12 protein-coding genes are annotated in these 16,045 nt (G+C 61.2%); 5 read left to right on the top strand and 7 right to left on the bottom strand.

The genetic code is table 11. The features are described 5' to 3' along the window. The first annotated feature begins 16 nt into the window (after window positions 1-16). The 5 genes from KF712_02865 to KF712_02845 all read left to right on the top strand — a co-directional run bounded on the left by KF712_02865 (window position 17) and on the right by KF712_02845 (window position 7,005). Window positions 17-1,078, top strand: a complete 1,062-nt coding sequence (locus KF712_02865) for a 3-deoxy-7-phosphoheptulonate synthase (GenBank protein ID MBX3739907.1) — start codon at window positions 17-19, stop codon at window positions 1,076-1,078. 201 nt (window positions 1,079-1,279) lie between these two features. Then, a complete protein-coding gene (locus KF712_02860; protein MBX3739906.1) occupies window positions 1,280-2,701 on the top strand; it encodes a class I SAM-dependent methyltransferase in 1,422 nt (473 codons plus the stop codon). Then, on the top strand, window positions 2,694-5,408 hold the full coding sequence (locus KF712_02855; protein MBX3739905.1) for a response regulator: 2,715 nt from the start codon (window positions 2,694-2,696) through the stop codon (window positions 5,406-5,408). Before KF712_02860 ends, KF712_02855 begins: the two co-directional genes overlap by 8 nt. A gap of 58 nt (window positions 5,409-5,466) precedes the next feature. Further along, complete coding sequence (locus tag KF712_02850) at window positions 5,467-6,486, top strand: response regulator (protein ID MBX3739904.1); 1,020 nt, start codon at window positions 5,467-5,469, stop codon at window positions 6,484-6,486. A gap of 129 nt (window positions 6,487-6,615) precedes the next feature. Further along, window positions 6,616-7,005: an AraC family transcriptional regulator gene (locus KF712_02845; protein MBX3739903.1), complete on the top strand. Its 390-nt coding sequence runs from the start codon at window positions 6,616-6,618 to the stop codon at window positions 7,003-7,005. A gap of 227 nt (window positions 7,006-7,232) precedes the next feature. Here KF712_02845 and KF712_02840 read toward each other — a convergent pair whose 3' ends face one another. From KF712_02840 to KF712_02810, 7 genes are all read right to left on the bottom strand, one after another. Continuing rightward, a complete protein-coding gene (locus KF712_02840; GenBank protein ID MBX3739902.1) occupies window positions 7,233-8,063 on the bottom strand; it encodes an SDR family oxidoreductase in 831 nt (276 codons plus the stop codon). Continuing rightward, entirely contained in the window at window positions 8,060-8,872 is an 813-nt protein-coding gene (locus tag KF712_02835; protein ID MBX3739901.1) for an SDR family NAD(P)-dependent oxidoreductase, read from the bottom strand. The genes KF712_02840 and KF712_02835 overlap by 4 nt, the downstream gene beginning before the upstream one ends. Beyond that, a complete protein-coding gene (locus KF712_02830) occupies window positions 8,872-10,041 on the bottom strand; it encodes an outer membrane protein transport protein (protein MBX3739900.1) in 1,170 nt (389 codons plus the stop codon). The genes KF712_02835 and KF712_02830 overlap by 1 nt, the downstream gene beginning before the upstream one ends. A gap of 94 nt (window positions 10,042-10,135) precedes the next feature. After that, the gene (gene trxB, locus KF712_02825) at window positions 10,136-11,062 is read right to left on the bottom strand and encodes a thioredoxin-disulfide reductase (GenBank protein MBX3739899.1); all 927 of its coding nucleotides are present in this window, start codon (window positions 11,060-11,062) and stop codon (window positions 10,136-10,138) included. A 63-nt stretch (window positions 11,063-11,125) separates the two neighbouring features. Then, window positions 11,126-12,070, bottom strand: coding sequence for a thioredoxin family protein (locus KF712_02820; GenBank protein ID MBX3739898.1), 945 nt, complete (start codon window positions 12,068-12,070; stop codon window positions 11,126-11,128). 4 nt (window positions 12,071-12,074) lie between these two features. After that, the gene (locus KF712_02815) at window positions 12,075-13,202 is read right to left on the bottom strand and encodes a DUF4332 domain-containing protein (GenBank protein ID MBX3739897.1); all 1,128 of its coding nucleotides are present in this window, start codon (window positions 13,200-13,202) and stop codon (window positions 12,075-12,077) included. Between the two features lie 48 nt (window positions 13,203-13,250). Continuing rightward, the gene (locus tag KF712_02810; protein MBX3739896.1) at window positions 13,251-15,938 is read right to left on the bottom strand and encodes a valine--tRNA ligase; all 2,688 of its coding nucleotides are present in this window, start codon (window positions 15,936-15,938) and stop codon (window positions 13,251-13,253) included. Between the last annotated feature and the right edge of the window lie 107 nt (window positions 15,939-16,045).

Genomic DNA, 16,045 nt, shown 5'->3' with positions numbered 1-16,045 from the left:
GTCAACGATCCGCGCCGTGACGCGCCACCGCACCGACGACCTCCGTATTTCAGGCATCAATCCGCTCATTTCACCTGCGGTGCTCGCCTACTATCTGCCCATCTCCGAGCAGGCATCCGAGCTGGTGGCAAACTCCCGTGCCCAGGCTGAGGCGATCCTCCGCGGAGATGACGACCGCCTGCTGGCCATCATCGGCCCATGCTCGATCCATGATCCGGAGGCGGCTCTGGAATACGCGGCGAAGCTCAAGGTGGAGGCGGAACGCCTGAAGGACGACGTGTTCGTGATCATGCGTGTCTATTTTGAGAAGCCCCGCACCACCGTCGGGTGGAAGGGTCTGATCAATGATCCGCATCTGGATGATTCCTTCGACATCAACCACGGCCTCCGCGTCGCCCGCGGCCTGCTGCTGGATCTGGCCAATATGGGCGTCCCCGCCGGCACCGAGTTCCTCGACACCATCTCCCCGCAGTACATCGCGGACCTGATCGCCTGGGGTGCCATCGGCGCGCGCACCACCGAATCCCAGATCCACCGGGAACTGGCATCCGGCCTGTCCATGCCGGTGGGCTTCAAGAACGGCACCGGCGGTTCGATCCAGATCGCCCTGGACGCCATCCAGTCCGCCTCACGGCCGCATCATTTTCTCTCCGTCACCAAGCAGGGCGTTTCCGCGATCGTCTCCACGGCGGGCAACGAATCCTGCCACCTCATCCTCCGCGGCGGGAAATCCGGGCCGAACTACGACAAACAAAGCGTGGCGGCGGCAGAAGCGATGCTGCGCGAGCAGAACCTGCCCGCCAGCGTGATGGTGGACTGTTCCCACGGGAACTCCATGAAGGACTACCGCAACCAGCCGATGGTGGCGGCGGATCTCTGCAACCAGATTTCCGCAGGCTCCCGGACCGTCACCTCCGTCATGATCGAGTCCAATCTGGTGGAAGGCAACCAGTCACTGTCCAAGGACCTCTCCTCCCTGGTGCGTGGCAAGTCCGTCACCGACGCGTGCATCGGCTGGGATGATACCGTGGAAGTTCTGGACCGCTTTGCAGCGGCAATCCGGGCGAGACGTGATTGACCTTTTCCCGGATACCGGTTAATTCCAACCGGTGATGTCCAAGCCGGTCCATCCCATATGCCGTGATCGCGTAGTTCGGGGGCATATTGCAAATGATTGCTTCCCGCCACGCGGGTTATTCCGGTAATTTCCGGCCTGTCAGGATGCAGCCCCAACCGGCTTCCCTGTCAGGAGAGACACTTTCACCTGTTCCCTTTACTAATGGATCTCACCAGCGAATCGTCCCAAAGCGTCATCACCTGCCGAAACAGCCAAGGCACCGAGCTGACCGCGAACCTCCTCCGCATCAAGCGCTACTCCGTCGTTTTCGAGGTCTATAACCCCTATAGCATCCTCCAACTCTCCGAAGTGCTTTCCGACTTCCGGATCATGGCGTCACGGAGACTGCTGTACCACGGCAAGGCGGTCGTGAGCAACCTGCTCAACACCGGCATCGTTCTGGTCTGCGAGGCCATGCTGGACGAAGGATGGGTCGAGGTTGATTTTCTCTCCAGCGTCGCCGCGGATACCAGCGGCGATCTTTCCAGCCAGTTCCTCTCCTTCATGGGAGAGTGGAAGTCCGCCAACAAGGTGCAGGACCCGTTCAAGCTGGTGGTGGCGGATCTTTCCAGCATGCTTTCCGGGGTCCAGCACTGGCTCACCGGCGTCGATGTCGGCATCCGGACGACGGTGACCCGCCGCCGGGATGACCTGGAGCAGGAGATCTTCTCCAACATCGAGAACCGCGTGGTCGAGGAGGTCCTCCCTTCCATGGAGCGGTTCGAGGAGATCGCGAAGGAAATCGGCGACGCCGAGATCGCCGTGCACAAATCCTATGTGCGGCGTGAGATCCACCCCATCGTCCTCTGCTCTCCCTTCCTCTACCGGACCTACACGAAGCCACTGGGCTACGCCGGTGACTACGAGATGGTGAACATGATGCTGAGGAACCCCTACGAAGGCTCCTCCGCGTTCGCCAAGCTGCTCAATTTCGCGCTTCTCAACACCGAGCCGGTGGTCGCCCACCGTAACCGGATCGACTACCTCGTCGAGCTGCTGCGCTCCGAGTGCGTCCGCAGGGTGGCCAAGGGCAAGACACGCGTCTTCAACCTCGCGTGCGGTCCCGCGGTCGAGGTGCAGCGCTTCCTGCGCGAGTATGACGAAAGCGATCTCGCCGAGATCGACCTGCTCGACTTCAACGCGGAAACCCTTGAGTACACCCGCGAGCGCATCGTCGAGGCAAGGCATGCCGGCGGACGGGAAACCCAGGTCCGTTACTTCCAGCGCTCCGTCCACCAGCTGCTGCGGTCCGCGACACAGGGCGGGGAGGAAGATTTCACCAACTACGACATCGTCTATTGTGCCGGTCTTTTCGATTACCTTTCCCAGCGGGTCTGCAAGCGCCTGGTCGAACTGTTCTGCACCATGGTGCGGCCGGGTGGCATCGTCATCGTGACCAATGTCGCCGCAGCGAACCCGCGGAAAGCATGGATGGAGTACGTGATGGAGTGGAACCTCATTTACCGTGATGAAGATGAGATGAGGGACCTGGTCCCCGAGGGCTTCCCCGTTTCCCGCATCGAAATCAAACCTGACCTCACCGGTGTGAACCTCTTCCTGGAGATCGAGCGCGCCAATGCCTGATACGGTCGTCCATCACCATGAGAACAGCGCTGAGTTCAAGCGCCTGTTCCGTGACTATGAAGGTCGCATCGCCGTCTCCAACTCGCGGCGGGCCGCGTTGCTGGCCGCGATCTTCATGCTCGGCGGGTGTACGCTGGACTACGTCGTTTTTCCGGAACTGGGCAACAGTTTCCTCCTCATCCGCATCGCCTCGTTCATCCTTCTTGGTACGATTTTCCTGCATCTCGGCAGGATCGACGTCGAGGACAGGGGGCATTTCATCTCCGCCGGCATCGCCGTGATCCCGCTCATCGCCATCTGTGCGATGATCGTGAGGACGGGTGGCGGCAACTCGATGTATTACGCGGGCCTCAGTCTCGTCCTTGTGGGACTCTCCCTGCTGCTGCGGTGGTCATTCAGGAAATCGCTGGCGATGATCAGCGTGTGCCTGGTTTTCTACGCCCTCAGCGTTTCGCTGGCGAAGGAACCCGTCAACCGGCAGATCCTTTTCAACAACAGCTATTTCCTTTTCGTCACCTCCGTCTTCGTCGTGGCGGGCAGCTATTTCTACGAGCAGCTCCGTTTCCGCGAATTCGCCCTGCGCAACGAGGTGGAGAAATCCCACGAACTGCTGGAGAGCCAGAACAAGCAGTTGAGCGAACTGGACGAGGCGAAGACCCACTTCTTCGCCAACATCAGCCACGAGTTGCGCACCCCTCTCACCATCATGCTCGGCATCACCGAGCGGCTGAAAGCGTCTCTCCTGAAGCAGCCTCCGGATGCGAAGATGACGGAGATGACCCAGATGCTGGAGCAGAACGGCCTCCGCCTCCTCAAGCTGATCGACGACCTGCTGGATCTCGTCCGGTTCGATACGGGCCACACCGACATCAACACCCTGGCCACGGCGATGGACGCCCATCTGGACGGCCTGCTGCTCTCACTGCGCCACCTGGCGGAACAGGACCGCGTCAGCCTGGTATGGGAAGGCAAATCCGACGTCGGGCGTGTCATGCTCGACCGCGACAAGTTCGACAAGATCCTGCTCAACCTGGTCATCAACGCCATCAAGTTCACCCCGTCCCGCGGAGTGATCGATGTGAAGGTGGACATCAAAGAAGGCCGTCTCCTGCTCACGGTGGAGGACACCGGAGTGGGCATCGCGCCCCATATCCTGCCGCGGATTTTCGAGCGATTCTGGCAGGTGGACACCTCCTCCACACGGAAGTTCCAGGGGGCGGGCATCGGCCTCGCATTGGTGCGCAGCCTCACGCAGGCAATGGAGGGCGAGATCACGGTGGACAGCCAACCGGGGGTCGGGACGAAATTCACCGTGAATTTCCCGGTCGAAACGGCTCCGGAAACGACCGAAGTCGAAATCGAGGAACCCCTCAAGCATGGCGGGAAAATCGCGGACCTCCACCGCCGCGCCGCCATGGCGGTACCCGGCAAGATCCAGTCCACCACACCATCCGCCCCCACCGGCGGGCTGCGGGCACCTCACCTGCCGGTTTCCATCGGTGGCCGCCCCAGCACCGCACGCCCGCTGGTTCTCATCGCGGACGATGAGCCGGACATCCGGCGCTTCCTGCGGATGCAGTTGGAGGATGTGGATGTCATCGAGGCTGCGGACGGCGCGGAGGCATTCCAGCTCGCCCAGCAGCGCCAGCCGCAACTCGCGCTTCTCGACCAGATGATGCCGGAAATGGACGGCGTGGAAGCCTGCCGCAGGATCCGCGAGAACCACACCACCCGCAGCACCGCCATCATCATCCTCACGGCCCGCGCGGATGAGCAGACGAAGCTCAACGCCCTCCAGGCCGGCGCGAACGACTTCCTCACCAAGCCGTTCTCCACGGCGGAACTGAGCCTCCGGCTTTCGAACCAGCTCGCCATGGCGCGCATCCGCCGGGAACTCCTGGATCTCAACACGGAACTCCAGTCCGCGATCGAGCAGATCAAGGAAAACGAAGTCGCGATGGTCCGGAACGAGAAGCTGTCCTCGCTGGGCCGGATGAGTGCCGGCATCATCCATGAGATCAACAACCCGCTGAACTACGCGACGGCAGGCCTCCATGCGCTCGCCACCTTCACCCGCTCGCTCCCGGACAAGGACCAGGAGGACTTCGAGGATATCCTGAAGGACATCCGTGAGGGCGTGGAACGGGTTTCCCAGATCGTCATCGACCTGCGCCAGTTCACCCGTGAGGACAACGGCATCAGCGGCGACGCGGACCTGACCGAAGTCATCGCCCGCTCCCAACGCATGGTGAGCCACCAGGTGGGCAAGGAGATCTCCTTCAAGTTGACCGCCCCACCCCATGCGATGATCCGCGGCAACGCGAACCAGCTCGTCCAGGTGTTCGTCAACTTCTTCCAGAACAGCATCGATGCCATCCATGAGCGCCCGGCCGTCCCCGAACCCGCTCCCGGACACATCGACGTCACCATCGAACCGGTCGGCGAAGGCTGGACCCTCACCGTGCGCGACAACGGCGTGGGCATCCCTCCGGAAAACCTCCAGAAGATCTTCGATCCGTTCTTCACCTCGAAGGACGTTGGAAAGGGCATGGGACTCGGCCTCTCCATCACCCACCAGATCCTCCAGGGACATGGCGCGATCGTGGAGGTGGACAGCCGCCCGTCCCAGTACACCGTGTTCCGGCTCACCTTCCCCGGCGTGGCTTCCAAGCAACCGGAAGATTCCGCTCTCGACCCTGTCGCCTGACCCATCCTAGATTTTCACCCGATACCTCCTCCCCCGCACTCCTTTTCCCCACTGATCCATGAGCAAAGACATCGACTCCTACGACTATCAACGTTATGCCATTCTCTTCGTGGATGACGAGGCGACCACGCGGAAGTATTTCCGGCGCCTCTTCGGGGAGAAATTCCGCATTCTTGAAGCGGAAGACGGTGTGGAAGCCCTCGCGGTCTTCAAACAACATGCGGATGAGATCGGTGTCATCGTGACGGACCAGCGCATGCCGAATGAAACCGGTGTCGGCTTTCTCTCGAAGATCGCGGACAAATATCCGGACATCATCAAGATCCTCTCGACGGCCTACTCCGACATCGACGCGGCGATCGGCTCGGTCAACCAAGGTGGCATTTTCCGTTACATGACCAAGCCGTGGGACATCCCGCAACTGGAAGTGACGCTGCGCCGTGCGATGGAGTTCTTCACCGTCAAGCGTGAGCGCGACGCCCTCCTGGGCGCGAAAATGCAGGCCATGGGCAACGTGCTCCTCTCCAGCCGCCTGGCTTCATTCGCCCTCGCCCCCGTGTGTGCGGGCATCTCCCTGAAACGGGGGGCCGAGGCGATCGCCTCCTTCCTCCAGACCGGAGTGGCGGGACGCCGTACCGGGGATGATGAGGAATCCGCCTTCCGTTCCCCGGATTGGGCACGGCTCCACAGCCGCCAGATCGAGCTGGCGACCGCGCCCTGGAGAAGCAACTTTCCGAAGCTCTCGCCGTTTCCGGCCTGCAGGAACGCATTGCCGCCCTGGGCGCACAACTCACCGCCGCCGGCGCCGAAGACGTCCTCGTCGGCGCACCAGAGCTGGCGACCCGCGTGCAGGCGAAATCCGACCCGACCGCGAAGTCGTTGGATGCACTTCTCGGCCGGACCGACGACAGCGATGTCATCACATCCGCGGTCAGGATTCTGGCAGCCTACATGGCGGTCTATGATGCGGGCGGCACCATCCGCCGCATCCGCGGCGAAGGCCTCACGCTCGACGTCACGGAAGCCGCCTCCATCGCACCAGCCAGGACTCCGGGCGCGGAAACCGCCAAGTGGCTGATCGATGACGACCTTCTGATCTCCGCCGCGCTGGGCTTGCTCTGATCCGGTGCCCAACGGGTCGCAGCGTTGACAAACAAGGAATGTGAACTAGAGTGGCCCCGTTCACACCACCCCTGAATCCACCCTTGTGAAACGGCGCGAAGTCGAAATCACCCAGAAAGACGGAAGGCTGCTGGTCTATTTTGCGAATGATGTCTTCCCGGCATCACTCCCCACGATCGCCCGCGAAAGCCGTTTCAACGCAACGGAGCTTTGCTCCCGTCTCGGAGTGTCCGAGCGTCATCTGCGGCGTCTTTTCGAGGAAGGCCTCGGCATCGGCGCGAAGGAATGGCTCCGTCAGGAGCGCATGGTCGTGGCCCGCAACCTCCTGCGGGAGGGCACCCCCATCAAGGAAGTGGCCACCCAATTGGGTTTCGCCAACTACAAGAACCTCAACAGGGAGTTTCTGGCGTTCTACGACATCAGCCCGTCCGACTACCAGCGGCGGGAACTGGCGAAGCTGAAAAGCCCGGTCTGAGCCGGTCGATCAAGGGATCGTGGTCCCCTGGGATTACAATCTTCCACGTCAAGGAACGGAGCCATCCGCTGGTGAGTTCCAGGCCGATCCGCAGGGCCAGGCTCAGCCTGCCTTGGAAGGTGGCGCTGTCGGCGCCGATCATCTGGAATCCTCGCAATCTGCGGTGGGACGCCTTCGGACAGGGGTTCCGCAGATTCAGTCCGTAGCAAGCTGAAGTATGCCGCTGTTCAGGCCGTCTTCTGGAACACGCGCAGAAACCTCCGGTGAAAGGGCTTGATCAGGGATGGTGCCCAGCAGGACAACGTCCACAGTAACTTCGCATTGAATGGGAAGATGACGGTGTTCTTTCCCGCTGCCACCCCTTCCAGGAGCCAATATGCCGCCTGATCCGGCGTCATCATCGGGACCGGAAGGTCCTTGATCATTTCCTCCCTTTCCGCACCCATAATCCGGTCGCGGGCAAAGATGTTGCTGTCCACATATCCCGGACAAGCGGCGATCACGCGGATGCCATGGCCTTCCGCCTCCGCCCGCAAGGAACGCGTGAACTCCAGCACAGCCGCCTTTGAGGTGGTGTAGGCGGCTGCGGTTGCGTAACCGGTACTGCCGGCAATGGAAGCCGTGTTCACAATGGTGCCCCTGCCCTTCGCAACCATCGTCGGGTAGACCAGATGCGAGCCGTGGATCACCCCCATCAAATTGATGTCCAGCAACCACTTCCAGCGGTCGAAAGGAATCTTGTAAGCCTCACCCAACAGCGTGACGCCGGCATTGTTGAAAAGGAAGTCGATGACGTCATGCCGGCTGCGGATCTCCCGGATCACCTCCGCATATGCATCCCGGTCCCGGACGTCCAGAAGGTGGGTGAAGAACTCCCCTTTCCCTGGAGAAAGTCCTTCCAAGGCGGCCAATCCTTCGGCGGAGGCATCCAGCACATGCACCTTCGCGCCAGCTTCCAGCAGAAGTTTGAGCATCGCTTGTCCGATGCCGGAGGCTCCTCCGGTAAGGATCACGTTCTTGCCGGAGAAAGCGCGGGTGAATGCAGGTTTCAGACTCATGCGGAACGGCGGAAGCTTTTCATCATTTTGCGATGCACCATCCCGATCATCCACGGAAATCTGGGAGCGATCCACTTGAGGAGTGATGCGTAGCCGGGAAGCGCGAATTCAGCCTTGTTCCTTGCGACCCCACGGATGATCAGCCTGGCTGATTTTTCCGGGGTGATCATCGGGAAACCCATCTCATTGATGAGTTTCATGGTCTGCTCGTAAGAGGTCTTCCTGAAAATCGCGGCCTCGTAGATCCGGGTCTTCACATAACCGGGAGAGACGAGATGCAGGGACACCCCGTTCATGCCGGCTTCAAAACAGAGACTCCGGAACAAACCGAGCAATCCTCCTTTCATCGCCGCATAGGCGGTCGCCGTGGGGTAGCCTGTGTATCCGGCGAGTGAAGAGATCAGGACGATCCGCCCTTTGCGGTGCGGAACCATATTCCGGTAGAAATGGTGGGTCCACTGGATGGGACTCAGGAGATTCGTGTGATACAACCTCTCCCAGTCTTCCGGTAGAGTTTCATGGAACTCTCCGAACGATGAAACCGCCGCAGCGAGGTACACTTCATCGATGACTTTACCTTCCGGGAAATGTTCCGTCAGATAGTTTCCTGTACGCTCGATGTCCGTCAGGTCGAGAGGGACCACATGGGCTACCGCACCCCTCCCCCTGACCAGATCCGCCGTTTCCTCAAGGCGGCCCGCATCCCTCCCCACCAGCCAGATTTCACGACCCGTGTCCGCGAGCTGGATGGCCAGTTCACGTCCGATGCCGGAACTGGCACCCGTGACGACTATGGAGGAGGAACTCATCAGAAACGATGCTGCCAGGAAAGGACCAGGGCGTGGTGGCGGGACTCATAGCGGCCATTCGCCAGGACGTTCGCCGCATCGTCCACAGTCCTGTTCGAATAACCGAACTGGTAGGCTACCATCCAGTCGTTGCATTCGCCTTTGCGTCCGAAACCAAGGTTGAACCAGTGGCGGTTCGCATCCGAAACACCCGGGGTGAAATTCTCATCCGGCTGCGAGTTGGCGTTGAAATCATAACCGACCGCGAAGACGTAGCCATCGGGAGTCGTGTAGGAAACACCTGCTTCGTAGATGAAGGAAGACTTCCATTCGAAAGGAACCCCCATGGATCCGCCGATGGAATCCGACTCCAGGGTCAGCGTGTTCAGGGAATCCCAATCCAACCACTCGACGTTGACCTCAAAGTTCCAACCGGGTTTGGGACGGAATGAGTAGCCGATCGATGCCCGTGCAGGGGCCATGAAATCAAGTTCTGCGGAGTGGTCGCTCGCCAGAAGATCGGAAGTGGTGCTGCCCTCCAGGTTGAAAGTGGATTTCGTGGTGTAGGTGGCTCCGAAAGAGTGCTTCTCCGCCGGTTGCCAGAGCACGCTGAGACCGCCTGAAACGCCCAATCCATTCCCTTCATAGCGGAAATAGCTGCCAGGGCCGCCGATGCCCTGTTCCAGGGTGAGATCCGCGTAGTTGACCGAAAACGCGGCCCCCACGGAGAGCGTGTCCGTCACCTTGTAGGCGATGGCGGAGGTACCGCTGACATACATCAGGCGTGCTTCCGTCACCACGGTCCGGAAAGGCGTGTCCTGCCCCCATTCCGTTCCCAGCCCGAACGGACTGTTCAGCGCGAATCCGTAGCTGATTTTCTCATTGAACGGAGCAGCGTAGAAAATGCTGGGAGCCACTTGGAGCTCGTCACGGGCTTCATGCCGCTCCCCGTTCATCTTCACCTCGTTGCCAAGGACGATGGAGTAAGCCCCCATCTGGAACCCCGGGCTGTCAAGCTGTGTCATCCCCGCAGGGTTGTAGAACACCGCGGAGGGATTATCCGCAGTGGCGACAAAGGCGTTACCTTTCGCCGTCGCGAAGGCATCCTGGTTTGGAAGGTAGTAGCCGGCGGCATGGACCCATGCTGGAGCTAGTGCGAGGAGGGCAGCGAATCCTTGGGTTTTATTCATGGGATAACGGTGTCTTGAAAGTCAAGACACCGTTATAATGATATTTCCTTTAATGTCACCGCGAAATCAAAAATCCCGGCGGATTTTTGCCGCATTATTCGTGCTCTGAAAGGTAGCGTTCCGCTTCCAGCGCGGCACCGCAGCCTTGCCCCGCAGCGGTAATTGCCTGCCGGTAATAGTGGTCAGCAACATCCCCGGCTGCGAAAAGTCCCGGAGTCTTGGTGGAAGTCCGCCCCGGGTTCTGGAGGATGTATCCGTTCTCGTCCTGATCCACCAGATCACCGAGGAAGGCGCTGTTGGGTACATGGCCGATGGCCACGAACACGCAGGCAACCTCCAGTTCGCTTTTCTCCCCGGTCACGAGATTGGTGATCTCCACGGCGCGCATCTCACCTTTTTCATCGGTGAGGTATTCCGTGACGCCGGAGTTCCACACCGGCTCGATCTTCGGATTCGCCAAGGCGCGGTCCGCCATGATCTTGGAGGCGCGGAGTTCCTCCCGCCGGTGGATGAGATAGACCTTGCTGGCGAAGCGGGTGAGGAATCCCGCTTCCTCACAGGCGCTGTCACCACCCCCGATGACAGCAACAGGCACATCCCGGTAGAACGCTCCATCACAGGTGGCGCAGGAAGTGAGGCCATGGCCGATGAGCTGTTTCTCATTCGGCAGGCCCAGATGCCGGGGTGCGGCGCCGGTAGCGATGATCACGGTTTTCGCCTCGAAGGATTCCTCCCCTGCTTTGAGCAGGAAGGTCCCGTCGGCCCGCTTCTCCACGGACTCCACGCTGGCCCATGCGATGCGGGCGCCGAATTTCTCCGCCTGGCTCTGCATGTTCATCATCAGTTCCGGCCCCATGATGCCCTGCGGGAAGCCGGGGAAGTTCTCGACTTCCGTGGTGGTGGTGAGCTGGCCTCCAGGCTGGGTTCCGGACAGAAGGAGCGGCGAAAGATTGGCGCGGGCGGTATAGATCGCGGCGGTGTATCCGGCACATCCGGTGCCGATGATGATGACGTTTTCCATGATTCAGGGAGGCGCTGTGGCGCGTAGGAGTATTCGGACGGATCGCACGATCCGTCAACCCCTTCACTGGATGCCCCGCAGCATTTTCTGCTGCTTGATCCACTCCCGGTCCTGGGAGGACAGCCGCGTCTCTTTGGTCTGCGAACGGAGTCCGTCCGGCTCTATCAGAACAAGGTTCCCCTGATGGTAGTTGAGGAGCTTGGCGAAGACCTTGCGCCCCTTCGTGTCCTGCCACTCCCGGTAGCCTTTCTTCTCCAGATTTTTCCGCAGTTGCCCGTAGGCGGTGGCGGAAGCGATCTCGCCCTGCTTGAGCAAGCCCCATGTGAAATCCGCGTCGCCGCGCTTGTAGCCGCGGTAGCGTCCGATCACCTCACCGCTGGGATTGAGCAGCAGCAAGGTGGGATGCCCCAGAACCTTGTAGCGCTTCTTCATCTCCGTCGCCGCCTGCTTCCGCCGCAGGACCTTGTCATCATGTTCCGCGAAGCTTTCAGTCTCGACGGAAGGATTCGAGTCCACAATGAGGCGGACCAGCTTCTCATCCGCCCACGCTCCGAAATCCGGTCTGGAAAACAGCTCCTCGCTGAGTGCCTTGCCCGGAGCGGACCGTGGATCCGTGAACCAGATCAACAGCGGCTTTCCCTCCCGGGAAGCGCGCCGTTTGGCGACGCCCTCATTATCCTCCCACGGACCTTTTTTGGGATTTGAAAGCAGTGCCCCCAGCTCAGGAAGACCCTTGTCCGGGTTGTCCGGGTCCGTGAAAACGAGATCCTCCTCCGGGGCGATGGCGGCGGCCAGACGGGCGGCATCCACATTCCCCCCCGGTTTCACCTGGGTGCCATCACCGCCTTTCGGCCGGAGCTGGGGTGGGATGCCGGTGGCACCGAACGGGTTGGGTTCCTTCTTGGCATCCTTCTTTCCCCCCAGCCCGCAACCTGTGACGCACAGGCTGGCCAGAACCGCAAGGCAGAGGCGGATCCCAAAGGCGGGTATGCAGGGAGGAAATTCCATAACACTACTTTTTGAGGCGTACGGGAGTACCGCAGTAGATACAGCGGAACCATTTGAACGTCAACATGTGCAGCGCGGTGGGGACGATATGGCCGATACCCGGGACATGGTGGGCCTTCGAGTTCTTCCGGCAATGGCGCGGCCAGAACAGGCGTTGGCCGCAGATCCGGCATTTCCCGCCCACCCCGAAAACCAGATAAAGGAACCCCACCACCGGAAGGGCCGCCGGGATGGCAAGCAGCCACTTCGGCACCCATGGGAGGCTTCCCGGGAACTGGTCCGAGACAAACAGCAACCCCGCGGACACGATCGCCGCCGGCAACAGGATCATCAGCAACAGCGTGACAACCGCCCCGAACGCCAGGCTCAGCGGATGGGTATGGAGGACGCCTTTGACGTAGAAGCGGGAGTTCGGGTTCTTCCCGCGGTTGGTCTCCTCACGGGGAGCCCGCAGGAGCGCCACGCGGTCACTCTCCTGTTGGGATTTCTTCCGGGGTTGTCGCTGCGCCGGAACACTGGAAAACTCCTCGAAGGTCTTCACCCGACTGGTATCGATATCCAGGCGGGACTCCGGGGAGGCCGCCCGGTGGATATGGCCGCCGGGAGAAGGGCGGGATGCTTCGGAGGAATCGCGTTGGGCGGAGGGTCGCCGGGCGGGCGGCTCAGCTTGGGAGGAATGGGCCGGTTCGGAGTGCTGGTCACTGTCGCTCACCCGCACCTCGAGGTCACCGGAATAGCGGTTGAGCAGGATGGCCGGCGGGATGTCGGACACGCCGAGCTTGTTGTCCACCATGATCTTGACCGGCAGAGGGATGGCGCAGGGGGAATCCTCCAGCATCTGCGCCACCTCGGCATTTCCCTCATAGTTCACCGGCATCCGGCGGGGAGCTTCCCTCTCCACCGGCGCGGCGGAGATCCCGGTCATCTCACGGGCCGTTTCCACCCATTCCTCCACGGAGGCACGGGGCGGGGTGTGGTCGGAAATTTTCAGGATGGAGTTCGCCTTTTCCAAGGCGGCAACCAGGTCATCCACCCCGGCACGGGCAACCGCTTCCATGTCGAGAAATCCCGCGACCTCGAGCAGTTCCTGGACTGATTTCCCGATTCCGGGAATGGTGGTGATGTGCGCCATTCTGGGTTCTGCCGGTGAAAATAGGGATACCGCCGTCCGTGGCAAGCGTCATCCCAATGCCGAAAGCATATCCCGCAGTTGCTGGAGCTTTCCTTTCCAGTCCGCGAGACGCTCTTTCTCCTGCTCCACCACTTCCGGCGGAGCACGGTCCACGAAGCTCGCGTTGCCCAGCTTTCCTTCGGCCTTCCGCACTTCCTGTTCGGTCTTCTCGATCTCCTTGGTGATGCGGATGCGCTCCGCTTCCACGTCGATGAGGCCTTCCAGCGGCATATAGACCTCCCCCACCGGCGTGAGGGATGCGGGCGTTCCTTTCGGAGCCTCATAGGAGGAATCGAGCACGATCTCCCCTGCCCCGGCCAGCAGCGCCAGGATCTTCGTCTCGGCGGCAACCCACTCCGGAGCCAGCTTCACGATGAAGCGGATGTCCTTCCGCGAGCCCATCTTGTATTCCGCCTTCAGGTTGCGGATGCGGGCAGCGGCTTCATAGACATCTGCGGCGACTTTTTTCGCCCCGTCGATGCTCTCCACGTGGACGAGCGCGAGCAACGGCTCCTCCGGCAGGACTTTCTGCATCAGGTATTCCCCGGCGGAAATGTAGCCCATGCGGCTGGACAGCTCCTCCGTCACGTGCGGCATGTAGGGGTGCAGGAGTTGGAGGAAACGGCTCATCACCGCATCGAAGGTGCCGAGCGTGGCAGCCCTTTCGGCAGGCGTCGCGGTTTCCCGTAGGTCCAGCTTCACCGCCTCCAGGAAGCGATCGCAGAACTCCGCCCAGAGGAATTCGTAAAGCCGCTGGGCGATCTCACCGAAACGGTAGTCCGCGTAGAGCGCGGCCAGATCGGCGGTCAGTTCGTCCAGCTTCGCCATCACGTCCATGTGATAGACGGGCAGGTCCGTGTAGGTCTCCAGCAGTTGCACTTCCTCTCCCGCCATCTGGCGGAAACGGCAGGCATTGTAGAGCTTGTTGGCGAAGTTCCGGCCTTCCTCGATCGAGGTCTCGTCGAAACGCACGTCCGAACCAACCGGAGCGATGCGCATGAGGCCGAACCGCAGTCCGTCGGCACCGTATTTCTCCATCAGGTCGATGGGGTCCGGCGAGTTGCCCAGGGATTTCGACATCTTGCGCCCCTGGAGGTCGCGGATGATGGCGGTGAAATACACGTTCCGGAACGGCAGCGCGCCGGTGAACTTGAAGCCAGCCATGATCATCCGGGCGACCCAGAAGAAAATGATGTCCGGGCCGGTCACGAGGTCGTCGGTCGGGTAGAACTTCTTGAGCGTGTCCGATTCCTCGCCCACATCCGCCATGGTGGCGAACGGCCACAGCCATGAGGAGAACCAGGTGTCCATCACGTCCTCGTCCCGCTGCCAGTTGTCCGCATCGGCGGGAGCCTCCACGCCGACGTGGATGTCTCCCGAGGAGAAGTCCGACATATCGAGCGATTCCGCGTTCTTGAGAGCCTCCAGCTTGTCCTTGCGGTACCACACCGGGATCTGGTGGCCCCACCAGAGCTGGCGGCTGATGCACCAGTCCTGCAGGTTCTCCATCCAGTGGGCATAGGTCTTCGCCCAGCGTTCCGGACGGAATACGATGTCGCCGTTGGCCACGGCCTCGGACGCCTCATGCACGCAGGGGTATTTCAGGAACCACTGCATGGAAATGCGCGGCTCGATCGGCACATCGGCGCGCTCGGAGAAGCCGACGTTGTTGTCGTATTCCTCCACCTTGATGAGCAGGCCCATCTCGTCCAGCTTCGCGGCGGCGCGCTTGCGGGCGACGAAGCGGTCCAAGCCGTGCAGTTCAGGCACCTCCGGGCAGTTGATGTGCGCGTCCGGGGTCAGGATGTCGATGATCTCCAGATTGTGGCGCTGGCCGATCTCGAAGTCCGCCTTGTCATGCGCGGGGGTGATCTTCAGCGCACCCGTGCCGAACTCCATGTCCACGTGCTCGTCCGCGATGATCGGGATCTCTGCCAGCGGGAACGGCCGGATGACATTGAGGCCGATGTATTTCGCGAAGCGCGGGTCCTTCGGATTCACCGCCACCGCGGTGTCCCCCATCAGGGTTTCGGGGCGGGTGGTGGAAATTTCGAGGTATTCGCCATCCGAGCCGGAGACGGCGTATTTCATGAAATACAGCTTCGACCGCTGCGGCTTCATGATCACCTCCTCATCGGAGAGGGCGGTGAGGGAAACCGGGCACCAGTTCACCATGCGCTTGCCGCGGTAGATGGCACCGTCCTTGAAAAGCTCCACGAACACATGGCTCACCCACTTGGTGTAGGCTTCATCCATCGTGAAACGCTCGCGGCTCCAGTCACAGGAACAGCCCAGCCGCTTGAGCTGGTTGATGATGATGTCGCCGTGCTTGTTCTTGAAATCCCAAACCCGTTCCAGGAACGGCTCCCGGCCCAGGTCGCGGCGGGTTTTGCCCTCCTTTTCGCGCAGTTCCCGCTCCACCTTCGCCTGGGTGGCGATGCCGGCGTGGTCCGTCCCCGGGAGCCAGAGCACTTCCTTCCCGTTCTGGCGGGCACGGCGGGCGAGGATGTCCTGCAGGGAGTTGTTCAGGACGTGGCCGAGGTGCAGGATGCCGGTGACATTCGGCGGCGGAATGACGATCGAATAACCGTCCTTCCCGGAGGAAGGATCGGCCTCGAAGCATTTTCCGTCGATCCAGGCGGCGTACCATTTGGCTTCCACCGCCTGCGGTTCATAGGCTTTCGGCAACTCGGACATTGGGGGCGGATGGATGCCACGGGGTTCCGCGTTTGTCCAGCAATCCCGTCATCATCCGCAAGGCCACCTCATTTCGAACGCTGCTGGGAGGAAAGCAGGTGGATAAC

It is taken from the genome of Akkermansiaceae bacterium (genome assembly GCA_019634595.1).
In the GTDB taxonomy this organism is placed as follows: Bacteria; Verrucomicrobiota; Verrucomicrobiia; order Verrucomicrobiales; family Akkermansiaceae; genus Luteolibacter.
Note: the sequence above shows the minus strand (reverse complement) of the source record. Positions and strands in the feature narration are given on the sequence as shown.

Coding starts and splice junctions, on each gene's coding strand:
- KF712_02840 (MBX3739902.1), bottom strand. CDS start 8,063: ATGAGTCTGAAACCTGCATTCACCCGCGCTTTCTCCGGCAAGAACGTG.
- KF712_02810 (MBX3739896.1), bottom strand. CDS start 15,938: ATGTCCGAGTTGCCGAAAGCCTATGAACCGCAGGCGGTGGAAGCCAAA.
- KF712_02830 (MBX3739900.1), bottom strand. CDS start 10,041: ATGAATAAAACCCAAGGATTCGCTGCCCTCCTCGCACTAGCTCCAGCA.
- KF712_02850 (MBX3739904.1), top strand. CDS start 5,467: ATGAGCAAAGACATCGACTCCTACGACTATCAACGTTATGCCATTCTC.
- KF712_02820 (MBX3739898.1), bottom strand. CDS start 12,070: ATGGAATTTCCTCCCTGCATACCCGCCTTTGGGATCCGCCTCTGCCTT.
- trxB (MBX3739899.1), bottom strand. CDS start 11,062: ATGGAAAACGTCATCATCATCGGCACCGGATGTGCCGGATACACCGCC.
- KF712_02860 (MBX3739906.1), top strand. CDS start 1,280: ATGGATCTCACCAGCGAATCGTCCCAAAGCGTCATCACCTGCCGAAAC.
- KF712_02815 (MBX3739897.1), bottom strand. CDS start 13,202: ATGGCGCACATCACCACCATTCCCGGAATCGGGAAATCAGTCCAGGAA.
- KF712_02855 (MBX3739905.1), top strand. CDS start 2,694: ATGCCTGATACGGTCGTCCATCACCATGAGAACAGCGCTGAGTTCAAG.
- KF712_02835 (MBX3739901.1), bottom strand. CDS start 8,872: ATGAGTTCCTCCTCCATAGTCGTCACGGGTGCCAGTTCCGGCATCGGA.